The following is a 26,273-nucleotide window of genomic DNA, read 5'->3' on the forward strand; positions in this document are numbered from 1 at the left end:
GGCACTGAAGTACCGTTCCCCCCGGGAGTTCCGGCGAACCGCTGCATCATCAACTTAACGGTGTCTGCGTGTCCTGATTTACAGGGGCAACTCCACGGTGACCTGCCGTCCCTCTACTCGGTTTGAGGCGTTGAAAGCCGTGTCACCGGCGCCTGAATATGGGAGCCGAATAAATTCGGCTCCTTCTGGGCCCGGCGGCGCTTTGCGTCAACGGCGCTTCATCTTGAGCACACGAGAAATCTGACCCAGCGTAAAACCGCTGTTCTTGACGTACTTTTCGTAGTCAAGGGGCGCGGTAAGCGATTCCTCAGTGACGTATTCGCCCATATAACGAAAGCGGTCGGACGCGGTTCGCACAAAGACAGGTACGGGTTCGGTCTGTCGCGCAAGCGTTCGACCGGCCGCACGTGAAGCCGCGCTGCTGTCGCAAACAATGACGTCTGGGGCGTAGGGATTCAGATCCTGGCGCAATCGCGCGGCGACTACCTTGCCACCCTTCACGGGCAAAAATGCCTGCTTGCATCCGCCCGTCACCCTGTGAATATCTTCCCGGGAATATTCTTTTCCGATTTCAAACATGCTCTCACTCCTGACAATAACGCCTGACTGAGGTCCAGTAGCGTCAAGCGGAGCGATGATATCGGTCCTGACCTAAATCCCTTGTAAAGAGTGTGAGTGCCTTGGTAAAGGACGTATACAGCCCAAGTCGAACAGATCGGCATACGTGCCGGCCGCGCGCGAACGACACGACACGGCGACGATGAACGCCGGCTCCATCAGTTGCTCACTTGCCGCCAGTGACGTCGAGGAACGTGCCGGTAATGAAGGAAGCCTCGGCACTGGCTAGCCATAGGATCGCCCGCGCAACCTCTTCAGGCTGGCCGCCTCTTCCCATAGGGATCGAATCCTTGACGCGATCCACCCGTCCCGGCTCTCCACCGCTGGCATGCATGTCAGTGTAGATGTGCCCTGGGCGAATGCAGTTGACGCGTATCCCATCCCGCGCAACTTCTTTTGCAAAGCCGGTAGTGAATGTCTCAAGGGCACCCTTCGACGCGGCGTAGTCGACATATTCGTTTGGACTGCCAAGCCGCGCCGAGGCCGATGAGATGTTGATCACGGCGCCGCCTCGTCCGTTGTGACGAAAGGACATCCGCTTCACCGCTTGCTGTGCACAGAGGATAGGACCGATCGAGTTGACAGCAAAGATCCGCTGCATCCGCTCGAACTCAAGATCCTCCAGCCGGGACTGCCGCGCAATGATCGCGGCGTTGTTCACCAGCACATCGATCCGCCCGAACTTACGGTCGATCGCGGCGAATAGCTGAGCGACCTGCTCAGGGTCCGCGCTATCTGCGCGCACAGGTAAAGCTCGACGCCCCGCAGCTTCTACATCGGCCGCCACCGCAAGGGCGGCAGCTTCGTCGGAGACGAAACTGATCGCCACATCGTAGCCACGTGCGGCAGCAAGACGCGCAGTCGCTGCGCCTACGCCACGACCACCACCCGTTATCAGAATTAGCGGCGCCTGCGGGACGGTATTCATTTAGCGAACCTTCGTGTGTTGGTGGGATAACAATTGAGCGCTGGGACCGGCTGAATGCTGGCGGCTCATTGGCTGCTCACTGACTGCCTTCGCCGATTCGCCCCAACGCAGACAGACAAGAATAACGATCGTGCGATGCAAAGACAAAGCAGATTAAATACGGGCCCGGGTTAGAAAAACTCTTTCGATGACGAGCACGTTGCCCTCCGCGTGAGGAATGACGATATGTGGCTTAACATTACGATCTGCCGAGAGCCGGCCCCTCTCATTTGCTAGCCTGCGATAAACTGCTACACGTATCGACAGCAAGCCGTCCATGATGGGCTGCCAAATCATCGCAACCCTTCGATTCCTCGCCCTTTCGATCAGCGGCCAGTTGTTCTCCATCGCTACTGCCGCAAACACTGCGAACGGTTCCTATGAAGCGAATCCCTCTGAATGTGCTGTTGCACGAAATCCGCGCCTGCACGATCTGCGCGCCCGTGCTACCGCACGCCCCCCGCCCGATAGTCGCGGCATCCGAAAGCGCGCGGGTTCTGATCATCGGCCAGGCGCCGGGAGCGCGAGTGCACGCGTCAGGCGTTCCGTGGAGCGATGCAAGCGGTACCCGCTTGCGCACGTGGCTCGGCCTCGACGATGCGACCTTTTACGACGACACGAAAGTTGCGCTTGTGCCGATGGGCTTCTGCTTCCCAGGGCGTGGCGCAAGTGGCGACTTGCCGCCACGGCCCGAGTGCGCCGCACATTGGCATCACGATCTGTTGGCACAGATGCACTCGGTCCAGCTCACCTTGCTGATTGGTCAATATGCACAGCGCTTTGGACTCGGCGAAGCATGCGGGGAGACACTGACCGATACGCTCCTGCGATGGAGAGACTTCAGCCCGAAAATCATTCCGTTGCCCCATCCGTCGCCGCGCAACATTGCGTGGTTCAAGCGCAATCCGTGGTTCGAAGCCGAGGTGTTGCCGACGTTGCGTGAGCGTGTTGCGCAGGCGTTGTCTGCTTCTGCGTAGCGGTATGCGGCAGGTCACTGGCGCCACGAGTCAGAGCGCGGGACACTGCCGTAATTTTCAGCTAAGTTTTGATGGTCAATCTGTGCACGGTACCAGGTACCAGGTACCACAACATTTAAAGCCTAACGCACGGGACGATCATGAAGCTCAGATGGACAGCCTTTTTTCTCGCGCTCATCGCGAGCGCACTGATTTCCGGATGCGCCACACCGGTAGAACGGGCCAACGAGAAAGACGACCTGCTTGCAGCAGCGGGCTTTCATATTGTTCCGGTGACAACAGACCAGCAGCGTTTGCAACTGAACACGTTGCCACCGAACCGTGTGGTGCAGAAGGTAAAGGACGGAAAAGCCGTCTTTCTCTATGCAGACCCTTATTCATGTGGCTGCCTGTATATCGGCGACGAAAACGCCTGGGACAACTACAAGCGGGAGCAACTTCAGCAACATTTCCTTGACCAGGAGCGCATGAGCGCCGAGATGAATGAGAATGCAGCGTGGAATTGGAGCATGTGGGGCCCGGGCTGGTGGGCCTACTAATCGAGCCCTTGCCCCAAGCGCTCTGAATCACGCAAACTGAACGAGAGCGGAACGAACTGACTCAGCCTACAACTCGATCCTTGTCGTGGAACTGCTGCATCCAGTAAGGATATGGCAGCTGCGGCTGCGAAACCTGATTCAGGCGTTCGGTCTGCTCTGCGTTCAAGGCGATCTGCTGAGCGTCGAGGTTAGCGCTCAGTTGATCGTGCGTGCGCGCGCCTACGATGACGGAACAGATTTCGCGGCGCTGCAGAATCCAGGCCAACGCCACCTGAGCCGGCGACGCGTTCAACTCCGTGGCGATGTCGCGCAATACACCCACGACAGGATCCGCCTTTGCAGGATCGACCGGCGGAAAATTCAGCCTGGTTCGACGCCCCGTTTCGCCGCTGCTTCCCTGCGTGTACTTACCGCTCAGGTATCCGCCCGCGAGCGGACTCCACACTAGCAGCGCGACATCATTCGCCTTTGCCACGGGCGCGATCTCATGTTCGACGTCGCGGCTCGTCAGCGCATAGTGAACCTGATTGCTGACGATGCGGGCCCGGTGCGTGCGGGCGGTAATTCCCTGTGCACGCTCCAGATCGCCCGCGCTGAAGTTGCACACGCCGATGTGCCTCACCTTTCCCTGCGTGACAAGATCATCCAGCGCGCGAAGCGTTTCTTCGAGCGGAACAAGTTCATCGCGGTCGTGCAACTGAAACAGGTCGATATGATCGCGGCCAATGCGCCGAAGACTCGTTTCCACCGACCGCATGATGTGCGAGCGGCCGAGCCCAACGTCGTTGTGACCGGCTCCTGTGCGTAGCCGAACTTTGGTCGCGACCAGCATGCGCGATTCGTCGAGCCCGAGGTCGGCCAACACCTGTCCGACGACCGTTTCTGACTGTCCTTGCGAATAGGCGTCAGCGGTATCGATCAGGTTGATACCGCGCTCGACGGCCATTGCAACAAGCTGAGTGGCCTGCGCACGGTCGAGACCGGCAATTTCGCCCCAGATTCCGGTACCGGCACCAAAGGTCATGGCGCCAAGACAAAGACGGGAAATGCGCAGCCCTGAACTGCCGAGTGTGCTGTATTCCATAGCGAACCTCTTGATATGAATCTCTTGATGAACGATGGCGGAAAACACCCGGTGACGCGGCATCCTGCTCGCGTCACCGGGTGCGCCTGCTCTAACCCGCCTGGGAGACAAGGCTTCGCACGACGGTTTCCAGTTCCACTTCGCCCTTGACGATGCCCGCTTCCTCGCCTTCGAAGGCGATCCAGCCTTCATTGAACCCGTCGAGCATGCGCATACGCGGCAACGGTTCCTTCATCCCCTGAGAGCGGAACAGCGCCTCCCACGTTTCGCGCAGCACCACTTCCGCACGAACCGGACGACCGAGGACCTTTGCAAATGCCTCGGCCAGATCGTTAGGACTCACACGTTGTGGCCCCTCAAGCTCGACGACACGCACGCCGCGCCAGGTTTGTTGAAGCAGTTGTGCGGCAACTCGACCGACGTCCGCGGTTGCGACCATCGGCACAGCCTTGTCGAGCGGTTGCAGAAAGCTGGCGATCATCCCTTCGTCACGGGCCGGCGCAACGTCCCATGCGGCGTTTTCCATAAACCAGCCTGGCCGCAGGAATGTCACGGGCATCGATAACTCACGAAGCGCTTGCTCCATCAGCGTACGTTGCGTGAGCAGATTGGTCTCGGTGGCCTGCGCGCCGATCGTCGACAGGCAGACCACCTTGCCGGGTGCCGCGGACTCAAGCGCACCGCGCACGGCGTCAATGACAGCACGTGCCTCGGGAAAGCCAGGCAACGGATCGAAGTCGGATGGCGGCAGAATGAAGACCCCTTGCGTGCCCTCGAACGCGGCGGTGAGGGAAGCCGCGTCGTCCATGCTGGCTGTCACCACCTCACACCCTTGCTCGGCCCACGACCGTGCCCGGGCGGCATCGCGTACAACCGCGCGTACCGGTTGGCCCGCTGCGAGCAACGTGCGCGCCACCGCACCGCCGACCTTTCCTGTTATACCTGTGATTGCATACATTGCAGTTTCTCCTTGCATAGATAGTCGCGGCAGGGAAGTTGAACGGTCATCTCGTGCTCCCTGGAAATTGGAATGAAGTGAGGTTGAAACGTACTGTTGGGGTGCATTGTGGGCAAATTCGATAAGAAACTGAATGACATGAATGACACTTGTGAAATGACGGATAGTCACTAATGAGTCATAGTGCAGTTTTTGACGCACTGTGCAGGGTCAGCCCAATGAGATCGCCCAGCGAAAATCTCTCCAGCGGTATCAGCGTATTTGCTGCCGTCGTCGATGCGAAGACGTTCGCAGCTGCGTCCGAATTGATGGGCATGTCACCGCCCGGGGTTAGCCGGGCAATCGCCCGGCTCGAAAAGCGGTTGAAAATACGGCTCTTCAATCGGACGACCCGCGCCGTTTCCCTCACTGAAGAGGGCCGACGGTTCTATGAGCAGGTCATGCCGCACCTAAGAGGAATGGAAGAAGCGGCCACAGCCGCTGCAGGAGGCGTCGCGACAGTACGTGGAAAGCTGCGAATCAACCTTGATCCGGCCTTTTTGCGAATCGCTCTGAGCCCGAAGCTCGACGAATTCATGGATGCGCATCCTGAACTTGAACTCGAGTTCATTGCGAGAGATCAGCTTGGTGACCTTATCGTGGACGGCTTCGATCTCGCCTTGCGATTTGGCAAACCCCGTTCATCCAGTCTGGTTGCGCGAAAGCTTCTGGACACTGCAGTTGTTACAGTCGCAGCACCCTCATACCTCGCTCGCCGGGGTCGGCCAACAGAGCCTCAAGAGCTGGGGCGCGGTGTGCACAGGTGCCTCGAATTCCGGAACCCGGAAACCGGAAAGCCGTATCCGTGGGAGTTTCATCGCAAGCGTAAAAAGCTTGTTGTCGAAACGAATGGACGGCTCACGGTGAATGATCCAAGCGCGCTCCTCAACGCGTGTCTGGCAGGCTCTGGCGTCGCGCAGGTGTTGCTGCTCGGAGCCGAGCCCCTGATCCGCGAGGGACGGCTCGTCAACCTGTTCCCAGACTGGCCGGATGAGCGCTTCCCGCTCTATGCATACCATCCATCGCGGCACCACACGCCGGCCAAGACAAGGGTATTTCTTGACTTTATCGTCGCCTTGACGAGTACAACTTAGCAAATCGACTTCATGGGTCAATGAGATGCGGCGAAATCGTCGATCTTTGCAGCTGGGGATAGCGCGAACGATGCCCGCATATCCCGAGCTTCATCGACCGGCGAGCGCCCGAAAAAGCGCTTGAACTCGCGACTGAACTGCGATGGACTTTCGTAACCGACACGCGCCGACGCGGAGGCCGCCGTCAAGCCGTCGCGAATCATCAGCAAACGCGCCTGATGCAGACGCGTCGACTTGATGTATTGAATCGGCGAGGTCAACGTAACAGTTCTGAAGTTGACGTGAAACGCGGGAACGCTCATCCCCGCCTCTTCCGCGAGACTACTGACATCCAATGACTGCGCATAGTCGGTGTGAATTCGCCGCAGCGCTTTCGCCACCCGGCCGAAGCGGCCCTGATGCGCGAGCGCGGCCCTCATCGCTGCGCCACGTTCCCCGATCAATACCCGGTAGCAGATTTCCCGCACGATTGCAGGCCCCAGTACCTCGGCGTCCAGCGGTGAACTCAGGGCTTGCAGCAGACGCAAGGTCGCTTCGGCCAGGTCTCCTTGAAGCGGCGTCGATACGATCCCGAGCGGTGTGCCTTGCTGATGACGTCCGGAACGGTCGATCACCAGAATCAGATCGGTCAGTTCGATCAGATCGAGACGCAACGTCACGGCCAGCATCGGCTCGGCCTCGCTCGCTTCGGTTTCAGTCGAGAACGGCAGGGGCACGGACAGAATCAGATAGTGCTGGGCATCGTATACGTACACCTCTTCGCCCAGGAAACCCAGCTTGCGCCCCTGACACACGATCACGATGCTGGGCTCGTACAGCACGGGGGTGCGCCCCAGCGGCCGGTTCGAGCGCATGAACCGCACGCCCTCCAGCGCGGACTGGGTGTACCCCTCATTCGGCGCCAGTCGCTCAAGCAGACTCACCATTCTTGCGGAAGCAGCGTTGTCGGCAACGGTCACGAGAACTCCTCTCTCACCGGATCAGGTGGAGGAATTCTACTGGATGCGATCGACCGGCTGCATCCACTTCAATAGGAATAGGCAATGCCGCAATTGTCGCGTGTATTCGCGCGCAGGCACCCGGCTCATAAGATGAGTCATCGGTTGCACGGTGCAGCCGAAGCGCCCGGGAGACCGCGCCGCGATTGCCTTGCCGCTTCATGCGCAGACTTCGCTGCCTCTCCCTTGGACCAACCGGCACAGATTGCCGAAACGGAGAACGCAACGTGGCAACGCAAACCAGTCAACCTAAAGTCATCCTCATCACCGGAGCAAGCAGCGGTATCGGCGAAGCAGCGGCCCGCCTGCTCGCCGCCCAGGGACACCAGCTCGTGATCGGCGCGCGCCGCACGGAACGACTCGCGGCGCTGGCCGAAGAAATCCAGACGAGCGGCGGCTCGGTTCGTTACCGGGCACTTGACGTCACGTCTACCGCCGACGTCAACGCGTTCGCCCAGTTCGCATTGGACGCCTTCGGCCGCATCGACGTGATCGTCAACAACGCCGGCGTGATGCCTTTGTCACCCCTGAGCGCGACAAAAGTGGACGAATGGAATCGCATGATAGACGTGAACATCCGCGGCGTGCTGCACGGCATCGCTGCCGTCCTGCCGGTCATGGAGCGCCAGGGGTTCGGCCAGGTCATCAATATGTCCTCGATAGGCGGCCTGTCCGTCTCGCCGACGGCCGCCGTGTATTGCGCCACCAAGTTCGCCGTGCGCGCCATCTCGGACGGCCTGCGGCAAGAAACCGACAAGGTTCGCGTGAGCGTGATCTGCCCGGGCGTCGTGGAGTCGGAGCTGGCCGATTCGATCTCCGACGACACCGCGCGCGCAGCGATGCGCGACTTCCGCCGCGTTGCGCTGACGTCGGACGCGATTGCACGCTCGATCGCCTATGCGATCGAGCAGCCGGCTGACGTCGATGTCAGCGAAATCGTCGTGCGTCCGACAGCGAGCCCTTTCTAACCATTCTCATCCCTCAACTCGAAGGAGATATTCATCATGACTTCGTCCGCATCCACCAACCAGCCGTTCGCCGGCAAAGTCGCTATCGTCACCGGAGCGGCTAGCGGCATTGGACTCGCCACCACCGAACTGCTGCACTCGCAAGGCGCCAGCGTGATCGCCGTCGGACGCGGCACCAACGTCGAAGCGTTGGGCCGTCCGGGGATTGTCCCGCTTATCGCCGATGTCGCGCATGAGGAAAGCGCGGTGCGTGCCGTGTCCACCGCAATGGAACGCTTTGGCAAGCTAGACATTCTCGTCAACAACGCCGCGATCATCATTAACAAGCCGGTTGTCGAGATGACGCTAGACGACTGGAATGGCATCCAGGCGGTCAACTCCACCGGTGCGTTCCTGTTCTCGCGCGAAGCTATGCGCGCGATGATGCCGGCGAAGACCGGGGCCATCGTCAACGTTGGGTCGTATGCATGCTATCAGGCGTTTCCGCTGATCGCCGCCTACGCGGCTTCGAAAGGTGCGCTCGCCCAGTTGACGCGCGCCATGTCGCTCGAAGCGATCGATCACGGCATTCGTGTCAATGCCGTGGGATCCGGCGACGCGGTCACGAACATCACGAATCACATCCACAAGGATGGTCCGGCCTTCCTTGCCGAGCACGGCAAAAACTCGCCCATCAAACGGGCGGCCGACCCGCGGGAAATTGCTGAAGTGATCGCCTTTCTGGCGTCCGAGAAGGCCAGCTATATCGTCGGCGCGGTCGTGATGGCGGACGGCGGTATGAGCGTAGCGCTCAAGTAAGACTCGGACCAGATTCCTTTAAACCGTAGCATTTGGTTAATTCCGTACTACTAATTTATCAAGGAAATTATCATGAGCAATTCTGCAAAAATCTGGTTCGTCACTGGCGCATCGAAAGGCGTCGGCCAACGACTCGTGCGGCAACTCCTCGCTCGTGGCGATCACGTCGCGACGACCTCGCGAACCGTGGCGTCGCTGACGGAAGCCATCGGCCCCGCCTCGGCACAATTTCTTCCGCTGCAAGTGGATCTGACCAGCGACCAGAGCGTACGCTCGGCCATTGAGCAAACCATCGACACGTTTGGCAAGATTGATGTGATCGTCAATAACGCCGGCTATGCCCAGCAGGGAACCGTCGAAGCCCTCTCCGAAGAAGAGCTTCGTCAAAATTTCGAAGTCAACCTGTTCGCGCCGCTGACGGTACTGCGGCACGCGCTCCCGCATCTGCGCAAGCAGCGTGGCGGGCATATCATCAACATCGCCTCGATCGTCGGTTACCAGGGCGGCTACGCCGGCTGGGGCAGTTATGTGGCGAGCAAGTTCGCGCTTGCGGGCTTGACCGAGTCGCTCGCGGTCGAGGTGGCCGAGTTTGGCATCAAGGCAACGGTGGTGTACCCGGGGCCGGTGCGCACGGAGTTTTTGTCGAGTGGCGCGCTGGCAGTGGCCAAACGCCAGATTGATGAATACACCGAAGCAAAGGCGTCGCTCGATCTGCACCTCGGCACGCTGCACGGTCATCAGGCCGGCGATCCGGACAAGCTGGCCATGTTGATCATGCAGGCCGTGAACGTCGCCGAACCGCCGGTGCACCTGTTCGCCGGCAAGATCGCCAACGAACTGGCGGCACAAAAAGCCGCAGCGGTTCAACGCGACCTTGATGCATGGAAAGGCTCATCGGAAGCAACGGACTTTGCCGAGTAACGTCAAAAGCGGGCAGCGCCCAGCGATGGGCGCTGCTTTACCGGAGAAATCCAACGTTCACGTAAATGACGAGCAAAAATCCCTACCGTTTGCTCCAATCCGGCACTATCGTCATAGTAACGACGCGCGCCGGTGGATTACGCTGCCGGCCACATATTCTGCAGCATGGGTGCCAAGGTGGCTCGGCAAGAGTTAGCTGACCCGCGTGATCGAACGAGGCCATTTTCCACATGGATCACTACGTCTTTTCTGCCTTCGTGTTTGTGCTCGTTCTTTCGAGCGCAGCGCTAGGGTCGTATGTACGCTCAAGACTGGCAGATCACCACTTTGAGGAATCCTCGCTTGCCGCGATGCGTATTGCCGTTGGTCTCGTAGCGACGCTGTCGGCATTGGTGCTGAGTCTGCTGATTTCGTCCGGGAAGTCCTCGCTTGACCTGGTCAATACCGCGCTCCAACACAATGCTGTCACGATGATCCGGCTAGACCGAACCCTGTCCCAGTTCGGTCCATCGGCCGACGGCCTGCGCCTTCAAATAAAAAACGACTATGGCCGATGGATCTCCTTTCTGTTTTCCAACAAAACGGGAACGCCCGCAGAGGCAGAGACGCGAGAAATCCTCCAGAGTACTTACGACATCCAGGGACGCATTTTCGCTTTGCAGGCTGCCGGACCCTCACAGGAGAGATTCCGTGACCACGCGATGGAACTTTGGGACGACATATTCGCCGGCCGATGGCTCGCGTTCGAACACAGAAAGGGCCTGATTCCAACTCCTTTGATTGCGGTCCTCGTCGGCTGGCTGGTGGTCATATTCGGCATATTTGGTTTCAGCGCCCCAAGAAACTGGAGCATGTGCGTCGTGTTTCTTCTTTGCGCCCTATCGACTACAACTGCCGTGTTCGTTGTCCTCGATCTCGACACACCCTTCCAGGGCATGGTCAATGTATCGAAGACGCCGATGATGGATGCACTCAAGTTCATCGGCAACTCCTAGGGCGCATGACATGCTCCCTCTAAAGACATCGGGGCCCAGGCTGACGACTCCCCTCCTCATTCGACGCTAATAGTCGATCAATACACTTGACGTGTTGCGTCGATCATCATCGAGTCAAGGAGCGTCCATATGAACAAGCCGCTAAGATCCACGGCACTCGCGATTACATTGGCGTGTGTCACGCTGTCAACCGCCGCTCACGCGCGAACCGTGAGCTATCCGCATGAAGCGGCGTGCGTGGCGCCGTCTGCTACGTCATCGATCTATGCAGGTCATCGCGAACAGATCGCGAACACACCACGCGGTCCGCTCGCCTACTACCGGTTTGGTCATGGCAGTCCGCTTCTGCTCGTCACCGGCTATCGCGCGACGGTGTCCGAATGGGACGCAGCGTTTCTCGCCGAACTCGCGAAACACCATGACGTCATCGTCTTCGACAATCGTGGCATCGGACGTTCGATGCCGGACGCGTCGAACTTCACCATCGACGACATGGCGAGCGATACTGCCGCATTGATCGACTCGTTGGCGCTAAAGCATGCGACGGTCGTCGGATGGTCGATGGGCGGCTCGATCGTGCAGCAACTCGCGATCGACAAGCCCCAGGCGATCGGCAAAATGGTGCTGATGAGTGCGTTGGCGCCGGGCCGCGCCGGCTCGCCGGTGCCTGCGGATGTCATGGCGAAACTGGCGGGCAGCCCTGGCGTCACGTTCAACGACATCATGGCCGTTCTGTTCCCGGCACCAAGCGTACAAGACGCCGAACGGTGCTTCGCCAAGGATATGTTCAAGCCGTCCGGCTACCAGTCATCCGCCATTTCCAACGCGGTTACGGACGGCCAATCCGCCTCACTGAAAGAGTGGGAAACGGACGATGCAGCCGCTGATGCGTTGCGCTCGGTGCGTATCGATACGTTGGTGCTGTCGGGCACTGACGATGCTGTCGTCGCCAAAGAGAACGCCTTGGCGCTCACGCACTTATTGCCGCATGCCCATCTTCTGCTGGTTGAGCACGCAGGACACGCGATGATGTATCAATACCCGGTCGCACTGGCGCATGCGATCGATTCATTTGCGCGTCACTGATGTGCTGCAATTGAGGACGCGAAAAGCGGCGAACGGGGATAGAGGACGTTGCGCCGCGCGTCCGCTCGTTAGTGCCAGTAGCCGTATCCATATCCGTAGTGCCCATACCATCCGCCCGGGCGGCCGTAATAACCGACGACCACGGGCGGCGCATACACGGGCGGCGGGGGCGCGTAATAGATGGGCGCAGGCGGCGGTGCATAGACCGCCACGGGCGCGACGGGCACCGCGGCCACCATCGGCATCATTGGCACCGCCGGCACTCCGACGCTCAAATCGACGAATACATGAGCCTCGGCAACACTCACGAGGCCGACGCTTAACACGGCGGCGACTACCGCCTGGCGAATCCCTTTCATGTCTTTCTCCTTGACCTCCGGCGCAGCGCATTGACTGCATCGGTTGACATGCATTCTGGTCGATGAAAGTGAGGAGAGAATGAGGGACCGTTGATGGATGAAACGGCCGTGGATCGCGACGTAATTCGTTGCGACGGTGCTACATATGTCCCTCGTTTCTGCCCGATTCACGGCGTCTGCGATTCGTTTGTCTATGCGCACGGGTCAAGTTCCGAGCGTCACTCAGACGGCGAGCTGGTTTCCCTCATTCGCGAGAGCGATGCAAAGTACCGTGCAGGGGGTTGCCCAAGAGCTTTTTTGAACATGGTGATGAATGCAGTCACGGACTCATAGCCGAGATCACCGGATACCCGCTGTACCGATGCCCCGCCCGCCAGTTCTCTGATGGCGAAGAGCAAATGGAACAACTGCCGCCAACGACCGAAAGTCAGCCCCGTCTCGGCAACGATCAAGCGGGCCAATGATCGCTCGCTCATCGCCACGCGCCTGGCCCATTGCTCGATTGTGCGGCGGTCACCTGGGTTGGCACGCAACGCGTTCTCAATCTCAGTTATTTTTGGATGGTCGCTGACCGGCAGGCAAAGCCTTTCCATTGGCATTCGTGCCAACTCATCCAGCAGCACACGTGCAAGACGATCAGTATGGCTATCTGGTTCGTACTCTTGATCAATGCTGGCCAGATGCAGGATCATCTCTCTCACCACCGGCGAGATCGCGAGCGTACAACACTGCTTCGGCAAATCAACGAGGTCGGGCTCGACGAACAGATAGTACAGTTTTGCGTTTGCCGTTGTGCGATTGCTGTGGGGTAATCCTCCGGGAATCCATACGCCACAATGCGGGGGCACCATCCACAATGCCTTGTCCACCTGGCACGTTACCGCGCCATGCAGCGCAAGCACCAGTTGACACTTGCGGTGCTGATGCACCGGGATCTCAGCTTCGTATTCCTTAACCTGAAGCCGAAACGCTAATGCGGGCCGATCGCTCCTGTCGGGATTAAGCTCAGAGATGAAGGAATTGGACGTCATTTTTCGACTGCGATCTTTACTCGCGATACGTTTGCTGCTGGCAAACATTCAAGCGCCAGTTCCCGCATGTCGCATGGGCCGCGACATGCAGTGAACACGAAGACGAGGCTCGCTATTGCAACCGATCAGGCAGACATCCGCGCCTCAAATACCGATGTTAGCTCGCTTTCCCGACTGACCTGATCACCAGACAGTGCGTATCCAGCCATTGCTCCACCCTCTTCGACAAATATCGCGTACACGCCCTTGCTATCGCTATTCTGCATCTGCCACCCACCACGGGTACCGACCGGAGGCAAGACGACGCGTACTGGGTGCGCTGGAGTCTTGACGTCGATAGGCATCGGGGGATAGTGCACCGGAGTGGCCACTCCTGTCAGCGTTGCGGCCAATGCTCGCGCCCCATGCTGAACTGGCTCGAGGAACGGCAACACGCTGCCCTCCATTTCTGCGCAATCTCCGATTGCGTAGATGTCCGGTGCGGATGTTTGCAAATAGCGATCGACAACGATGCCCCGGTTGATCTGTAATGGCGGCTCGGCGCGGACGGTCTGCGGAATGAGTCCGATTGCGGCAATCACTACATCGCACACGATACGAAGGCCGTTGTCGCCCGTTATCACAAGCTGGCGTCCATCAGACTCCGCGGTATCGATGGACTCGATGATCGCACCGGGATGCCACTGTACGCCCTCGGCGACCAATGCTTGCGTCACCGTGTCGGCCGCTTCGGGTGGCAAGAATCGGTCTAGCATACGCATCGACACGTCGAGCAGATCGACGCTATAGCCTCCAGCGAGCAAATCGTTTGCGAGTTCACATCCCACCAGTCCTGCGCCGATTATCGCTACCTTTGACGCGCCGTCAAGCGCGGCAAGCAACGTCTCGTACTCCGAAAGACTGTTGACAGATAGCACCCGGCTAACGGCATTTCCACCGAACTGAGGAACCCGTGCCTGCGCCCCGACTGCCAGCACGAGCTTGCCGTACCCGATCTGCCCACCCTCGGACAGATACAGACTGTGCGCGACCGGATCGATCCACTCGACGCTCAGGTTCGGCTCGATCTCGGCATTGAGCCGTTTCGCCATCTGCTCCCTGGGCGTGCCCGCCAATTGCGCCGGGCTCATCTTCTGGGCAAAAGCATTGGACAACATCGGCTTTGAATATTGGTTGCCGTCATCGCAGCTCAACATCAACAAACCTACGTTCCGGTCGCGACGTCGTAGTTCGCGGGCCACTGTATAACCCGCGAAGCCGGTGCCAACGATAACGATAGGGTATTCGGTGCCGCGGCTCATGGTGTCACCATTTCAGACGGGTACGACAATGAGTGTGTCCACGCAGCTCGAATCGAGTACGGCGATCTTCTCGCGAAAGCGCAGACCTTCCGTAGTCTCGACGATTTCGTCATGCCATACGCCGGAAAGGAACAACATGCTGTCTCCGCTCTCCATAATCCGCACGATGGCAAACCCCATGCGCGTACGGATCGTCCCACCTTCGGTGGTCTCCACGTGCAACGCACCGAGCAAATGTCGATACCGTTGTGGCTCGAAGATATTTGCCTTTTTCATCGAGTTGATCCGGTCAATCAGCATGCCCTTGCTGTTGCACTGAATAATGCCGATAGGCAACGACTTGCGACGCGCTTCTCGCGTCGTGATCTGATAAAAGCAGACATCTTCGAAAAAGTCAGGCCACTCCTGATAGCGTTCTTCGTCGATGCAGTCAGCGTAGGCGTCGTACAGCGGCCTTACGCGATGAAAAAGTTCGGTGGATCCCGACACGATTGCCTTCCTTGAATAAGTAGATCCTATGTGCGCGGCGCACCGCGGCGGCGCCGCGCGAACTGTAGAACTATTTGCGTGAACAGGTCACAGTTGCATGTACTTGCGATACGTCTGCCAGAATCCGCGGACTGACGCTTCACTGACGCGTGATTCCTGGCTTTCAACAGTTCGCCCGCCCATTTCGAGCACTGTCTCACGGCCTTGGTTGCCGACGATCGCACGCTGGACGAAGCTTCCGATCACACCGTCTTCCATCGAAACGAGGCCCGCTGGCCCCACCAGGTTACTCAGGGCTACGCGGATATCGGTCTCTTCCTGAGTATCCGATTCGTAGCCGAACATGATCCATACGAGCTCGCAGCCGTTCACACCACGCGGAATGAGCAGACGCAATGCAAGCGAGTTCTGGATTTGCTGGACGATCAGGTTGGGAAAAATGCCTTGAATGGCGTGCGTGATGCCGTCTTCGAATTCAGGCCAGCTTTTGAGAATCCGACCATCGTGCAGCGCAAATTCGTCGTTTTGCGCGCGAATGCCGCCGCTCTCGTAGTCTGTACCGCTACCGGAGTCGGTCGCCATTTTCGAGTAGCTGATGTGGTGGCCACCATCGCCCTCAAGAATCAGGCCGCCCTGCATTGAAAGCCGGTTCAGCTTGAAAGTGGTGAAGAACGTATGAAGCAGGCTTGCGTGATAGGAGTCCTTTACGTTTTCCATGTACAACTTCCAGTTGTTGTGCATGTATTGCGAAAACGTACCGAGAATCCTGATCTTCTTGGCAAAAATACGCCGGATATGGGCGCACATCTTTGGCCCAAGAAACTCTTCGAGATCTGGCGCAGTTTCGTCGAAAGATACGAACAGGAGGCCGCAGAGCGTTTGGACACGCAGTTTCTGAAGATTGTGATCGCAGGTACGGAAATCTTCGGGCAAGCCGCCCTTGCCGCGCACACCCTTATGGAACGCAACGGTCTTCAGGTTTCCCTCAAGATCGTACGACCAGTTATGGTAGACACATGTAAAAGCATCGCGATTACCGGTTTTCTCATAGCACAGCGTTGAACCCCGATGCGCGCAACGGTTGACGAAGGCGCTATAGCTGTCGGCGGAGCTCTTCACGACCACGACGGGCGTGTCGCCGACGAAATTTGTCTTGAAGTCGCCGACGGCAGGCACTTCCACGTCGACGCCAACAAAGTTCCATATCGGCCCCTTGAACAAGGCATCCTGTTCATTTTCGTAAAGCGCATCGTCCGTATAGATCTCGAACGGAACCCGGCTCACGCCTGCTTCCGGCCATTGGATACGTTGATCCTGCAAAACTACGTCGCCCATCCTCGCCTCCTGAAGTTACATTGAGCGCGGGCCGCCTTTCGCGACATCCGCGTTCACCCTGTTGCTGCCCCGCACTCGCTGATGAGCGCCTGAGCCGATGCTTAATTTCCGGCGTCCGGAAGGTCCACCCAGACCTCGTCGCCCCGGACGTCTACCTCATAGGTCGCCAGATCGACAGTCAGCGGCGAACAAAGCGCCTTACCCGACCGGATGTCAAAGCGCCCCTGATGCAACGGACACTCGATTTCGCCGTTCTCCTGATACCCATCACTTAGCAGAGCAAACTGATGAGTACAGATATTCGACGTTGCATACACGGCGTCACCGACGAGATACACCGCGATTCGATGCCGCCCCACACTGCAGGCCGCCGGATAGTCCGGCGATAGCTCGGACAGTTTCACAACATTCAGCCAGGACACGTTCACCCCTCCCAAGGAAAGCCGCAGTGCGGCGAACAGACGTGACGACAACGGCTTGTGTCCGTGCTGCTCTTTCGACATATCGTATATCGCATTTTTTTGGATCGCAAGTTATTTTGGCACTCCGGCTCAGTTGAATCCCTATTTGCAGGGGTTCTAAGGGCATTTTTGGGCGAGATCCAGAGGAACACCGTTCGATTTCCGCATATTTATACCAAAGTATAAATATGCGGCTACAATCTGGGCGGATGGGTGCCGCGAGGGCAAAAGGACCGGATTGCCGGCTGACGAGCAGGCTGAGCGTTCTGACTGGTACTGCATCCTGTGGAGGAAAGCGCAATGATCCGCTCGGCTGTCGCGTGTGCGAGCGAGCCCGTATAATTTCGGTCTGCGCCGGAGCTTATCCAGAACATCAATGATCCGGACATGACTAGGATGGGTTGAGAGAAATGCCAGTAAAAGCTCGAATCGGGCGCGCGCTTGCGCGCCGCGAGTCGATGCATGTTGCCATTCTGGAACAGCTTCGGCTCGATATCGTGGAAGGCCGCTGGCAAGCCGGCGAGCGCCTGCCGGAACCCCTGCTTTGTGAGGAATTTGGCGTATCGCGCACGCCGCTACGCGACGCGTTCCGGATTCTGGAAGCAGAAAGGCTAGTCGAGCTGATACCGCACGTCGGTGCCGTGGTGACGGCACCCGATGCCTCGGACATCACTGGTGCATTCGAGGTGCTGGCATTGATCGAGGGCGCCGCCGCCGAATCCGTCGCACGCAGGCAGCCCCCCGAGGTGCTAAAAAAGCTCAGCAAGACGACCGAACTCATGCAGATTGCTTTGGAAAAAGGCAATCATCGCCGGTACTTCGAGCTCAATGACGACTTCCATTACGCGATCGTCGAAGGGGCTGACAACCCCGTCATGCGACAGACTCACGAGCATCTGATGTGGCACGTGCACCGCATCCGGCACACAATCAACCGCCACCGCCCATTCAGCCGTGAGGCCGGAACGGGCGAAGAGCATCAGGCAATCATTCAGGCCATTCTCGATGGAGACGCGGGACGCGCTTTTGCGCTTTCGCGCGCGCATCTACTGGGCGTGGGTGCCGCGACTCTGACCAACGCCGGACTGGTTCAACCCGAGGCTGCAGGCGAGTCTGCCTGAGGGACAAGCTTATTTCGCAGCTGCCGCCTGCAGGCCGCCCACCACGAAGCTCGTCAATTGCTCAAGCACCTCGACCGGATCTCCGGGATTGCAAATATCCTTGGCAAGCACTTCTAGCCGGTGACTGTCTGAGAATGCGTAAAGATAGGCGCCGATCATTAGCGTCACACGCCAGTACAGATCTTTTTCGGGCAATCCCGGCAACACCTTGCGCAGCGCGTCCACGTAAGCCTTTGTCGATTCGCTATACGCCAGACTACGCAGCTTGTACGACACTTCCGGCGGTTCGGTGTGGAGCCGCGCCTGCAGCCTGATGAAGGCCCTTCCCGAAACCGTTGCGCGCAAGTCAACGATTGGCTTCAGAAAGGCACGGACGATTTGCTCGAGCTTGGCATTGTCGCCGTGTGCCTCTATCTGTTCGAGTAGCTGCACCCGGTCAGCCGATATCTTCGTCGCGCGACGCAGAAATACCTCTTCAAACAGCTGCTGCTTGGTGCCGAAATAATAGGTGATCAGCGCCTGGGTCACACCACACGACACCGCAACCTCGCGTAGCGTCGTACCCGCATATCCGCGGTGAGAAAAATCGACCTCCGCGGCGTCCAGGATGCTTTCTTTCTGGTTCTCAGTAGCCCCTGCGGGCCGGCCCAGTGCCCCGCGACGCCGCAAAGCACCCTGAGGGTGTTCTGATTTATTCATGGCTGTAGTTTTGAAAATCCACTTTGCGGAAACGATTGCCCGCGCCTCTGTTGAGCCGCGCAAATGGAATTATACGGCCGCACAGTAAAGAACGCCTCTCGTAGCACCACCATAGTGCAACCCAGCCGACCATTACCCTGGACAACGAGTTCACATCCCGCGCATTTATCGCATACGTATACCCTGAGCAGACGTAATTATTCAATCGTATAATATTGACTGAACGTCCTTGGTCCAGGTACGAATGACAGATAAGCAACCGGTTTGCATCATGCAGAGACATCCCAGGAAATGGCTTCCGGACGAAGGGGCATTGACCGTTTTCACGCTCTGCTTCGTGGGTGGATGCATGGACTGTGTAAGTTACCTGCTGCTCTTTCATGTCCTGCTGGGCGTGATGACTGTCAACACCATGATCGGCATTATTGGAATAATTCATCACACAAATATTCACGACGCCATATTGCACCTGTCGACGGTAGCTGGATTTTTAATGATGGTGTTGGGTCATCATTTAGCAGCCAGGCGAAAAGGGAAGGCTCAGACCAGTTGCACGTTTTATTGCCTCATCCTGGAGCTTGTCATAATCCTTGCGTACGCGTGCATTGCCAGCGAGTTGCATCACAAAGGGATGCTACGAGAGCCCAACATTATTGTGTTCGGGCTGGTATGTCTGGGCTCATTTGCTGTGTATCTTCAGAACACCGTCGTGCCGTCGACCTCGGGCTTCCCCACGTCAACGATGGTCATGACAGGCAACTACATTTCGCTGCTTACGCATTCCGTGAATATGATTTTGAGCTCCGACGAAAAGGCGAAGGCCCGTCAGGCCGCTAAGCACTTTTCGCTAGTGCACGCTCACTTTTGGAGCGGGGTTGCGGTCATGGCGTGGGCGACACAATACTTCGACTTCCTGGCTCTGTTCGTGCCGTGCCTGGCGCTTGGGTTGCTGATCTGGAAGCTCAAGGGATCAACCGCGCACACTGGCAATACGATCGTGTAGGAGAGCTGCTGCGTTTTCGCTGTCGCGCCGATCGGTTCAAGCGCTCTCTCCAAACAGTATCCGGAGTCTTTCACCCCGCCGAACACCATGTCCTTGCTGGCGTCGCGGGCTGATTGACCACAGCACGCCAACCTCAAGGCGCTGCGCCAAAAGCCGCTCTCCGCAACGAAACTGAGCTCCAGCATACGAGGGTTTACCCCAGCTATATATAATTTTATGGCTATATAATATCAAAGCGACAGCGTTGAAAGCTTTCGCGGGCGGTAAAGACATACTTTCCGTCGATGTGGCTTTAGCTGCCGGGTGTCAGCCGTGTGGCTCGCTGCGCGGCTGGCGCTCTCGCATAAGGCCTGTCCGACCTGTGGGCAGTTCGAACGGCAGACCCAACATCGCAGTGGAGAGAGTCTTGGAAACACGGAAAGTAAACATTCACGACGTGATCGATGAACATCGTATCGGTCGCACCCAGCGCGTCGCGCTCGCCCTGTGCGCGCTGCTGATGTTGTTCGATGGCTTCAACACGCAGACTATTAGCTACATCGTCCCTGTTCTAGCCAGCGAATGGCATCTTCCTAAATCTATCCTCGGCACCATTTTTTCAGCGGCTTTCGTGGGGCTGCTGATTGGCAATTTCGGCATCTCGCCGCTTTCAAACCGGTTCGGGCCAAAGAAGATGACTGTTTTGTCCACGGCCGCGTTCGGAGTTCTCACACTGCTCACCGTCCTGGTAACTAACGCACCGCAACTCATCGCAATCAGACTCCTTACCGGAATCGCCCTCGGAGCGGCCGCACCCTGCGCGATCGGTCTTACATCCGAATTCAGTCCGAAACGGACCCGCGCAACTTTTGTTCTGCTGATCTATGTCGGCTACTCTCTCGGCTTCACTGTAGCGGGCTTCTGTTGCGGCGCCATGATCCCAAGCTTTGGCTGGGCCGGTCCTTTATGGGTCGGTGGTCTCGGGCCTATTGTGCTGACACTGCTGCTCATTCCCTTCCTGCCTGAGTCCGCCTCTTATCTTGCGCGCCGCCGCTCACCCGTCGATCTGTTGCGTGCTGCCCAGCGGTTCTTTCCCGGGTTCATCTTGCCGAAAGACGCCGTACTGACTTCGAATGAAGACGCAACCAGCGATACACGTGTAAAAGGTCTGTTCTCCAGGAATCTTCGCCTAGGGACCTTTCTGCTGTGGGGCGTGTTCGTTATCAACCTTGCGGAATTCTATTTCCTTCAGAGCTGGTTGCCGACGGTACTGCATTCGCTGTCCTATCCCTCCGCATTTGTCGTCTGGGCGACCGCTGTGAGCACGATTGGCGGCATGGTGGCCGGTCTCCTTATGGGACCGTTGATGGACCGTATAGGCCCATACATGATCCTGTCGGCCCTCTATCTGTTCGGCGGAATATCCATGCTGGCAATTTCGGTCGCGCTCGGTGCGACGCACTGGATACTCGTGTTCGCGGTGTTCTGTGGCGGGTTCTGCATCAGCGGTGGCCAGAAAGGTGTCGTCGCTCTCGGATCGATTTTCTATCCAGCCGGGCTACGGGCGGCGGGAGTTGCATGGGCGTACGGGGTTGGCCGTCTCGGAGGCGCCGGCGGAACTTACCTGGCCGGCGTCCTGTACGCAGCGAATTGGGCACCCGATGCGATCTTCCGTGTTGCGGCAGCACCGGCCGTCGGCGCCGCGATTTTCGTCGGGGTCATGGGGTTGCGTTACAGCGGTGGCCGGGCGCTCGAGCCCTCGGCGGTGGTGCGAAACATCAGATAAGTCACCGGACCGTGCGCAGGCTACGTAATACGCCTGCTGCGGTACGGTGAGGCGGTGAACGCCCGTTAAGCCGGGGACGGGCAGCGCGCCGGCACAGAAAGCACGAACCCCCATTAACCAAGTCAGGTCTTTTAACAATAATTAGGAGTCACGATGAAAAAATCATTGATTGTTTTCAGCTTATGTGCTGTCACAAGCTATGCGAATGCACAAAGCTCAGTCACGCTGTTCGGTCAGATCGATGAGGCGGTCGCGTATATTAACAACGCCGGCACCGGCTCCTCGTATCGCTTACGTAGCGGGACATGGTTAGGTTCGCAATGGGGCCTCGCCGGTACCGAAGATCTCGGCGGCGGCTACAAGGCGTACTTTCACCTTGAGAACGGGTTTGATGTGAACACCGGCAAGCTTGGACAGGATGGCCGCGAATTCGGCCGCCAGTCGTACGTGGGAATTGGTAGCCCCTACGGCAACCTGAGTCTTGGTCGTCAATACGACGAGGTCGTCGATTATGTCGGTCCGATCATGGCGAATGGCCGGGGAACGGCTCCTATCTACGACATCGATAACACTGCTAACGACTGGACCACCAGCAACTCGCTCAAGTACACCAGCCCGACCTACCGGGGTCTTTCGGTGGCCGCGCTGTATGCGTTTGGCGGAGTCCCAGGTCAGTTCTCCAATGACAGCGTGGCGAGCGTCGGCGCCGGATATACCGCCGGCCCTCTCCAGATCGGCGCGGCTTACACGTCGGTGCGTGACCCATACGCGGTGTGGTATGACAGCACCGGCGCGTCAAGCATCCTGGTTTACGGGAAGTACTTGCCTACTGCGCGAGACCTGAATATCGCGGCGGGAGGCGTTGCGTACACGTTCGGTAAGCTGACTGCCCGCGTTGCGGTTTCACATTCCGACCTCACCGATTCGATCAACGGCGCAGATGCCCAGTTCAACATCTATCTGGCGCAGGCTGACTACAGGGTTAATCCATTCCTGCGCCTCGCAGCGGCGATCGATGTGATCAATGGCAGTATCGGTTCGCTAAATCAGCATCCTAAATATCTGGAATACAACCTGGTTGCCGACTATTTCATCTCCAAGCGTACCGATCTATACATGTGGGCTATCTACGGAAAAGCGGATGGCGGTGCAACACAGATGCAGATTGGTCAACTGCCCGCGTCGTCAACCGACAAACAGTTCAATATCAATTTTGGCATTCGACATCGATTCTGAGCGTGCTGCGATCGATATCGGCAGGCTCGTAGAGCTTGCCGGCCAGGTGAGGCATCGACCAGCGAGCTCAGGCTGGCGATACCTCACCCACTCTGTACCGCGTTCGATCCCTCACGACATGAAAGTCAGATTCGCAGCCACACGAGACATGGTATCCATCACACGGCCGCTTATCGGAAGAAACGTTGACAACAGCCGCTTCGGTTTTGCGATGGTGAGTGAGCCGCTCCCAAAACGCTGGCAACATGCATTCCGTCACCATCAGTGGCGCCTGCAGTCGTGTGAATACAGATCGTCGGGCAACGAACAGATACGGCAAGCGGCCTGAAACTTGAGCCGCACCCAAACCGTAAAGTGGATGACGCGCGTTGATGCGTCGACTAGAAAGCGCAGATCGGCTTACGCTAACGTCCCCGTAAAGCAGTTCGCCCAGCGGCCGAGCACGTAACCGCCGCATCGCCTGCCATACGCCAAGGCTAGCTTCGAGGGGCGTCACGCTGTGAGCAGCGACGCAGGGAACACCATCAACGGCAAGCACAACTTCGCGTATCCACGCGCGCTCGCGGGGCGCCAGTTGCAGTGCGTCACGCTCGTCGGACCAGGGCAGCCCAACAACCTCACGCGTGACACGCACATCTACCACTCCAAGCGTGCGCAGATGCGCAGTCAGCGAACCGCCCAGCGTCAGCCAGTGTTTTTGGAAAGCATCGAGGCTGGGCCTGGCGGTCGTGCACCAGCAGCAGCCGCTGGCGGAATCAAGGTGAGTCCGCCTAGCACGCATTGTGGGCTCTTCCCGTGCGCGCAGGTCCACCGATAAGCAATGGCATATCCTGGCTAAGTGTCAGCGAACGTTCCTGCCGCTGCTTTTTTCAATTGCGCCAATTGCGTCGTCGAGCGGCATAACCGCCGCATATTTCTGCGCCATATCGAAGAGATTCGCCTCGTGCGGTGCAATTGCGCGATCTCCCACGCAATCGGCAAGGACCAGCGGTCGGAAACCGTACGACATCGCGTCCACAACGCTTGCACGCACACAACCGCTTGTCACGGCACCGGCAACCAGCAAAGTCTGTACGGCGCGCTCCGTAAGCCACGGGGCGAGTTGCGTGCCGAAAAACGCCGATGGCACCGTTTTCCGCACAACCAACTCACCGCTTTCAGGCGTGAGCTCATCGACGATGGCGCTATTGGGATTGTCTTCGGTAAGCGACGCCATGCCAGGAACCTTTACCGAGAAAACGTTGTTACTGCTTCCGTCGTCGGCATAGACAATCCGGCTGTGTGCAACAGGCCACCGATTTCGACGCGCAAGCGCAAGCGCTTCGACAGTGCGAGCGATTGCGGGACCGATGTTTCCGCCGCCGAACACATCTGGATCTGCGAATCCAATAACGAAATCGACGATCAGGAGTCCGACATTGCCTTGAACCGGCAATGGCGTTCCGAATCCTTGCTTATGGTAAACACCCGCTTCGGCATGTTCTGAAAGATCGGTCATCGTAGTCCTTGTCAGTGTTGGGCCGTATCCGCTACCCGACCATCGGCGACGACCACTTCATCGTCGATTCGCACGGTGCAGTTACGCAGTGGAATGTCAATGTGACACGTGGTGGTGCGGCTGCCTCCGCCTTCGTTGTTAGGTCCGAGTGAGAACAGGAAATTACCCTCGAAGGCGCGCGCGTCCATTCCAATGGTTGCTTCGCGGTCGTACAGACCCAGCGTCGACCAGCGCGCACGACGTTGCAGTCCCCAGCCAATGTGGGAGATCGCGTAGCCTTCGGGATCGTTGAAGGTTTCCATGTAATCGCGCAACAGTGCAGCGTCGATGCCGCCTTCGATCTTCGTCGCATAGCCCTTTTCCACCGTCAGCACGATCGGCTCGCCGACGTAGCGTTTCTGCGGCAGCAGGATGTCGCCGCGATCGATCACGATCGTGCCACTGGCGGTTCGGTCATTCGGGAAGGTCAGTGCAAAGCCGCTAGGCCAGTGGTCCCAGCGACCCGGCTCGTCGACGAAACCATATTCGGCGATCGCAGGAAACTCACCCATAGGGCACACAAGCGATGTGCCTGCTGGCGACGTAACGCGCATCTCGCGCGCGGCGCTTATCTTTTTCGCAGCGGCCAGCACACGCTCGCGGTCGGCGTATGTCGGTACCAGCCGCGCCAACACTTCGGGCGGCTCAACCGCAAGGAGGATCTTCGTGCCAGACTTGAGGATGTCGTGTTGCTCGGGCGAGAAAAGCAACGTCATCAGATCAAGCACGAGGTCGCTCTCTTTCAGCGCGGCAATCGCCGCGCGGTTGCCTGTCAATGGCGTCGTGCCGAGGTACGCGAGCGAGTCGCGGCTAAATGCCTTCTCGCCATTTACCGGTGGTAAGTCAAGCCGGTTGACGACTGCACCCATCGACTGTGTTGCGATAAGCGCGCAAGCGAGAGTCTGCGGGTGCGTGGAGGAACTCGTCAAGATGGTGACGGTTTGCCCGCGTTCGAGGCGGGACAGCGTAAGCACTTCCTTCCAGGCTTCGACCAGTTGATAGTCGCTGATAGGCATGGCGGCTCCTTCGGGGGCTGAGCAAATGGGGGCGCGGCGAGCCTAGACGAGCGGCGCGCCGAGAAAGTCACCGAACGCCGCGTAAAAGCCCGTCGCGTTGTCCCACGGAATCATGTGGCCCGCGTTCGGCACACGCACATGCTGCATCGACGGCGTCGCACGTTGCAGTTCGGCGACATCCTCGTCACGCACAACGTCGCCGCGCTCAGCCGTGATCAGCAGAGACGGCACGTGCAGTTGCGCAGCGTCCGCATGGAAGTCGTCGATGTGAAAGCCTTCAAACGATGCAATGATTGCGCGCTCGTCGCAGGTGTGCAGCCACTCGGCTCGCAACTGGAGCTCCTGATCGGTCCACGTCGGCAAAAACGCGCGCATTGCCTCCGCGCCCACGCCGGCTCGAGCGAGCGCCATCGAATCGACGTACCACGGCAGCTTGCTTGGATACTCGCGACGGCCAGGACCCGACACCGGCGGGTCCACCAGCACGACCGATTCGAGGCCAATGGGCTTGCATGTCGCCGCGCGCGCTGCAATGCGTGCGCCCATCGAATGGCCTACAAGCGTGAATCGCTTCACACCAAGCGCGTCTGCGAATGCCACTACATCGTCGGCTTGCGCGGTCAGGCTGTAGTCAAGCGTTGGCGACGCCTCTGACAAGCCGCGGCCACGCACATCGATCACGTAGGTATCGAACTCACGGCCGAACACTTCACACACAAATCCCCACGTAATGGCGGGACTCGTGATGCCTGGAATCAGGATGATCGCGGTGCGCTCACTCCGCGTCCCATGTGTTCCACCGTAGCGGAGATAGTGCTGGCGAATACCGTTTGCGGCAACGTTCGCGCCGTACTGAAGAGTCGTAAACATAGGGGCGT

At 58.5% G+C, this 26,273-nt stretch carries 28 protein-coding genes; 12 read left to right on the top strand and 16 right to left on the bottom strand.

What is annotated here, in order from left to right:
* Window positions 1–207: 207 nt before the first annotated feature.
* On the bottom strand, window positions 208–579 hold the full coding sequence (locus tag P3T24_RS10225; RefSeq protein ID WP_074266526.1) for a hypothetical protein: 372 nt from the start codon (window positions 577–579) through the stop codon (window positions 208–210).
* 205 nt (window positions 580–784) lie between these two features.
* Complete coding sequence (locus P3T24_RS10230; protein WP_429434329.1) at window positions 785–1,546, bottom strand: SDR family oxidoreductase; 762 nt, start codon at window positions 1,544–1,546, stop codon at window positions 785–787.
* Window positions 1,547–1,965: 419 nt separating this feature from the next.
* Here P3T24_RS10230 and P3T24_RS10235 point away from each other — a divergent pair, with 419 nt between their 5' ends.
* Together P3T24_RS10235 and P3T24_RS10240 are read left to right on the top strand one after the other, a co-directional pair.
* Window positions 1,966–2,562: a uracil-DNA glycosylase family protein gene (locus P3T24_RS10235; protein WP_429434332.1), complete on the top strand. Its 597-nt coding sequence runs from the start codon at window positions 1,966–1,968 to the stop codon at window positions 2,560–2,562.
* A 140-nt stretch (window positions 2,563–2,702) separates the two neighbouring features.
* Window positions 2,703–3,101 carry a hypothetical protein gene (locus P3T24_RS10240; protein ID WP_074266530.1) on the top strand — a complete coding sequence of 133 codons (399 nt, stop codon included), beginning with the start codon at window positions 2,703–2,705 and terminating at the stop codon, window positions 3,099–3,101.
* 61 nt (window positions 3,102–3,162) lie between these two features.
* Here P3T24_RS10240 and P3T24_RS10245 read toward each other — a convergent pair whose 3' ends face one another.
* The gene (locus tag P3T24_RS10245) at window positions 3,163–4,185 is read right to left on the bottom strand and encodes an aldo/keto reductase (protein ID WP_429434335.1); all 1,023 of its coding nucleotides are present in this window, start codon (window positions 4,183–4,185) and stop codon (window positions 3,163–3,165) included.
* 91 nt (window positions 4,186–4,276) lie between these two features.
* The gene (locus tag P3T24_RS10250; protein ID WP_429405666.1) at window positions 4,277–5,143 is read right to left on the bottom strand and encodes an NmrA family NAD(P)-binding protein; all 867 of its coding nucleotides are present in this window, start codon (window positions 5,141–5,143) and stop codon (window positions 4,277–4,279) included.
* 218 nt (window positions 5,144–5,361) lie between these two features.
* On the opposite strand from P3T24_RS10250, the gene P3T24_RS10255 reads away from it, so the two are divergent.
* Window positions 5,362–6,276, top strand: coding sequence for a LysR family transcriptional regulator (locus tag P3T24_RS10255; RefSeq protein WP_074266532.1), 915 nt, complete (start codon window positions 5,362–5,364; stop codon window positions 6,274–6,276).
* 17 nt (window positions 6,277–6,293) lie between these two features.
* On the opposite strand, the gene P3T24_RS10260 is transcribed toward P3T24_RS10255, so the two are convergent.
* Window positions 6,294–7,202, bottom strand: a complete 909-nt coding sequence (locus tag P3T24_RS10260; protein WP_429435278.1) for an AraC family transcriptional regulator — start codon at window positions 7,200–7,202, stop codon at window positions 6,294–6,296.
* Between the two features lie 299 nt (window positions 7,203–7,501).
* Here P3T24_RS10260 and P3T24_RS10265 point away from each other — a divergent pair, with 299 nt between their 5' ends.
* The 5 genes from P3T24_RS10265 (at window position 7,502) to P3T24_RS10285 (ending at window position 12,042) form a co-directional block, all read left to right on the top strand.
* The gene (locus tag P3T24_RS10265) at window positions 7,502–8,242 is read left to right on the top strand and encodes an SDR family oxidoreductase (protein WP_429434338.1); all 741 of its coding nucleotides are present in this window, start codon (window positions 7,502–7,504) and stop codon (window positions 8,240–8,242) included.
* A gap of 36 nt (window positions 8,243–8,278) precedes the next feature.
* The gene (locus tag P3T24_RS10270; protein WP_429434340.1) at window positions 8,279–9,040 is read left to right on the top strand and encodes an SDR family NAD(P)-dependent oxidoreductase; all 762 of its coding nucleotides are present in this window, start codon (window positions 8,279–8,281) and stop codon (window positions 9,038–9,040) included.
* Window positions 9,041–9,112: 72 nt separating this feature from the next.
* The gene (locus P3T24_RS10275) at window positions 9,113–9,961 is read left to right on the top strand and encodes an SDR family oxidoreductase (protein ID WP_429434343.1); all 849 of its coding nucleotides are present in this window, start codon (window positions 9,113–9,115) and stop codon (window positions 9,959–9,961) included.
* 230 nt (window positions 9,962–10,191) lie between these two features.
* A complete protein-coding gene (locus P3T24_RS10280) occupies window positions 10,192–10,956 on the top strand; it encodes a hypothetical protein (protein ID WP_074266537.1) in 765 nt (254 codons plus the stop codon).
* A gap of 129 nt (window positions 10,957–11,085) precedes the next feature.
* Window positions 11,086–12,042, top strand: coding sequence for an alpha/beta fold hydrolase (locus P3T24_RS10285; RefSeq protein ID WP_429434345.1), 957 nt, complete (start codon window positions 11,086–11,088; stop codon window positions 12,040–12,042).
* A gap of 68 nt (window positions 12,043–12,110) precedes the next feature.
* Here the strand turns inward: P3T24_RS10285 and P3T24_RS10290 are convergent, their stop codons facing one another.
* The 6 genes from P3T24_RS10290 to P3T24_RS10315 form a co-directional block, all read right to left on the bottom strand.
* Entirely contained in the window at window positions 12,111–12,401 is a 291-nt protein-coding gene (locus P3T24_RS10290; RefSeq protein ID WP_429434347.1) for a hypothetical protein, read from the bottom strand.
* 218 nt (window positions 12,402–12,619) lie between these two features.
* Window positions 12,620–13,432 carry an AraC family transcriptional regulator gene (locus P3T24_RS10295; protein WP_429435281.1) on the bottom strand — a complete coding sequence of 271 codons (813 nt, stop codon included), beginning with the start codon at window positions 13,430–13,432 and terminating at the stop codon, window positions 12,620–12,622.
* A gap of 125 nt (window positions 13,433–13,557) precedes the next feature.
* Entirely contained in the window at window positions 13,558–14,733 is a 1,176-nt protein-coding gene (locus P3T24_RS10300) for an FAD-dependent oxidoreductase (protein WP_429434349.1), read from the bottom strand.
* Window positions 14,734–14,745: 12 nt separating this feature from the next.
* Window positions 14,746–15,222 carry an aromatic-ring-hydroxylating dioxygenase subunit beta gene (locus tag P3T24_RS10305; protein ID WP_429434352.1) on the bottom strand — a complete coding sequence of 159 codons (477 nt, stop codon included), beginning with the start codon at window positions 15,220–15,222 and terminating at the stop codon, window positions 14,746–14,748.
* Between the two features lie 87 nt (window positions 15,223–15,309).
* Window positions 15,310–16,542 (bottom strand): aromatic ring-hydroxylating oxygenase subunit alpha, encoded by a 1,233-nt coding sequence (locus tag P3T24_RS10310; RefSeq protein WP_429406448.1) that lies wholly within the window; start codon window positions 16,540–16,542, stop codon window positions 15,310–15,312.
* A 116-nt stretch (window positions 16,543–16,658) separates the two neighbouring features.
* A complete protein-coding gene (locus P3T24_RS10315) occupies window positions 16,659–17,060 on the bottom strand; it encodes a non-heme iron oxygenase ferredoxin subunit (protein WP_429289198.1) in 402 nt (133 codons plus the stop codon).
* Window positions 17,061–17,476: 416 nt separating this feature from the next.
* On the opposite strand from P3T24_RS10315, the gene P3T24_RS10320 reads away from it, so the two are divergent.
* On the top strand, window positions 17,477–18,139 hold the full coding sequence (locus P3T24_RS10320; RefSeq protein WP_429434354.1) for a GntR family transcriptional regulator: 663 nt from the start codon (window positions 17,477–17,479) through the stop codon (window positions 18,137–18,139).
* A gap of 9 nt (window positions 18,140–18,148) precedes the next feature.
* Here the strand turns inward: P3T24_RS10320 and P3T24_RS10325 are convergent, their stop codons facing one another.
* Window positions 18,149–18,901 carry a TetR/AcrR family transcriptional regulator gene (locus tag P3T24_RS10325; protein WP_429434357.1) on the bottom strand — a complete coding sequence of 251 codons (753 nt, stop codon included), beginning with the start codon at window positions 18,899–18,901 and terminating at the stop codon, window positions 18,149–18,151.
* 181 nt (window positions 18,902–19,082) lie between these two features.
* Here P3T24_RS10325 and P3T24_RS10330 point away from each other — a divergent pair, with 181 nt between their 5' ends.
* The 3 genes from P3T24_RS10330 (at window position 19,083) to P3T24_RS10340 (ending at window position 22,842) form a co-directional block, all read left to right on the top strand.
* On the top strand, window positions 19,083–19,841 hold the full coding sequence (locus tag P3T24_RS10330) for a YoaK family protein (RefSeq protein WP_429434359.1): 759 nt from the start codon (window positions 19,083–19,085) through the stop codon (window positions 19,839–19,841).
* A 406-nt stretch (window positions 19,842–20,247) separates the two neighbouring features.
* Window positions 20,248–21,606, top strand: coding sequence for an MFS transporter (locus tag P3T24_RS10335; RefSeq protein ID WP_429434362.1), 1,359 nt, complete (start codon window positions 20,248–20,250; stop codon window positions 21,604–21,606).
* Window positions 21,607–21,759: 153 nt separating this feature from the next.
* A complete protein-coding gene (locus P3T24_RS10340) occupies window positions 21,760–22,842 on the top strand; it encodes a porin (RefSeq protein WP_429405685.1) in 1,083 nt (360 codons plus the stop codon).
* A gap of 67 nt (window positions 22,843–22,909) precedes the next feature.
* On the opposite strand, the gene P3T24_RS10345 is transcribed toward P3T24_RS10340, so the two are convergent.
* Genes P3T24_RS10345 through P3T24_RS10360 form a run of 4 tightly spaced genes read right to left on the bottom strand, consistent with a single transcriptional unit; the run spans window position 22,910 to window position 26,265 of the window.
* Window positions 22,910–23,623, bottom strand: coding sequence for a chorismate--pyruvate lyase family protein (locus P3T24_RS10345; RefSeq protein ID WP_429434365.1), 714 nt, complete (start codon window positions 23,621–23,623; stop codon window positions 22,910–22,912).
* Between the two features lie 60 nt (window positions 23,624–23,683).
* Window positions 23,684–24,340, bottom strand: coding sequence for an isochorismatase family protein (locus P3T24_RS10350; protein ID WP_429289395.1), 657 nt, complete (start codon window positions 24,338–24,340; stop codon window positions 23,684–23,686).
* 11 nt (window positions 24,341–24,351) lie between these two features.
* Window positions 24,352–25,395, bottom strand: a complete 1,044-nt coding sequence (locus P3T24_RS10355) for a 2,5-dihydroxypyridine 5,6-dioxygenase (protein WP_429289396.1) — start codon at window positions 25,393–25,395, stop codon at window positions 24,352–24,354.
* Between the two features lie 42 nt (window positions 25,396–25,437).
* Window positions 25,438–26,265: an alpha/beta fold hydrolase gene (locus P3T24_RS10360; protein WP_429405690.1), complete on the bottom strand. Its 828-nt coding sequence runs from the start codon at window positions 26,263–26,265 to the stop codon at window positions 25,438–25,440.
* Between the last annotated feature and the right edge of the window lie 8 nt (window positions 26,266–26,273).

This window comes from Paraburkholderia sp. GAS33, assembly GCF_050436645.1.
Taxonomy (GTDB): Bacteria; Pseudomonadota; Gammaproteobacteria; order Burkholderiales; family Burkholderiaceae; genus Paraburkholderia; species Paraburkholderia phenazinium_B.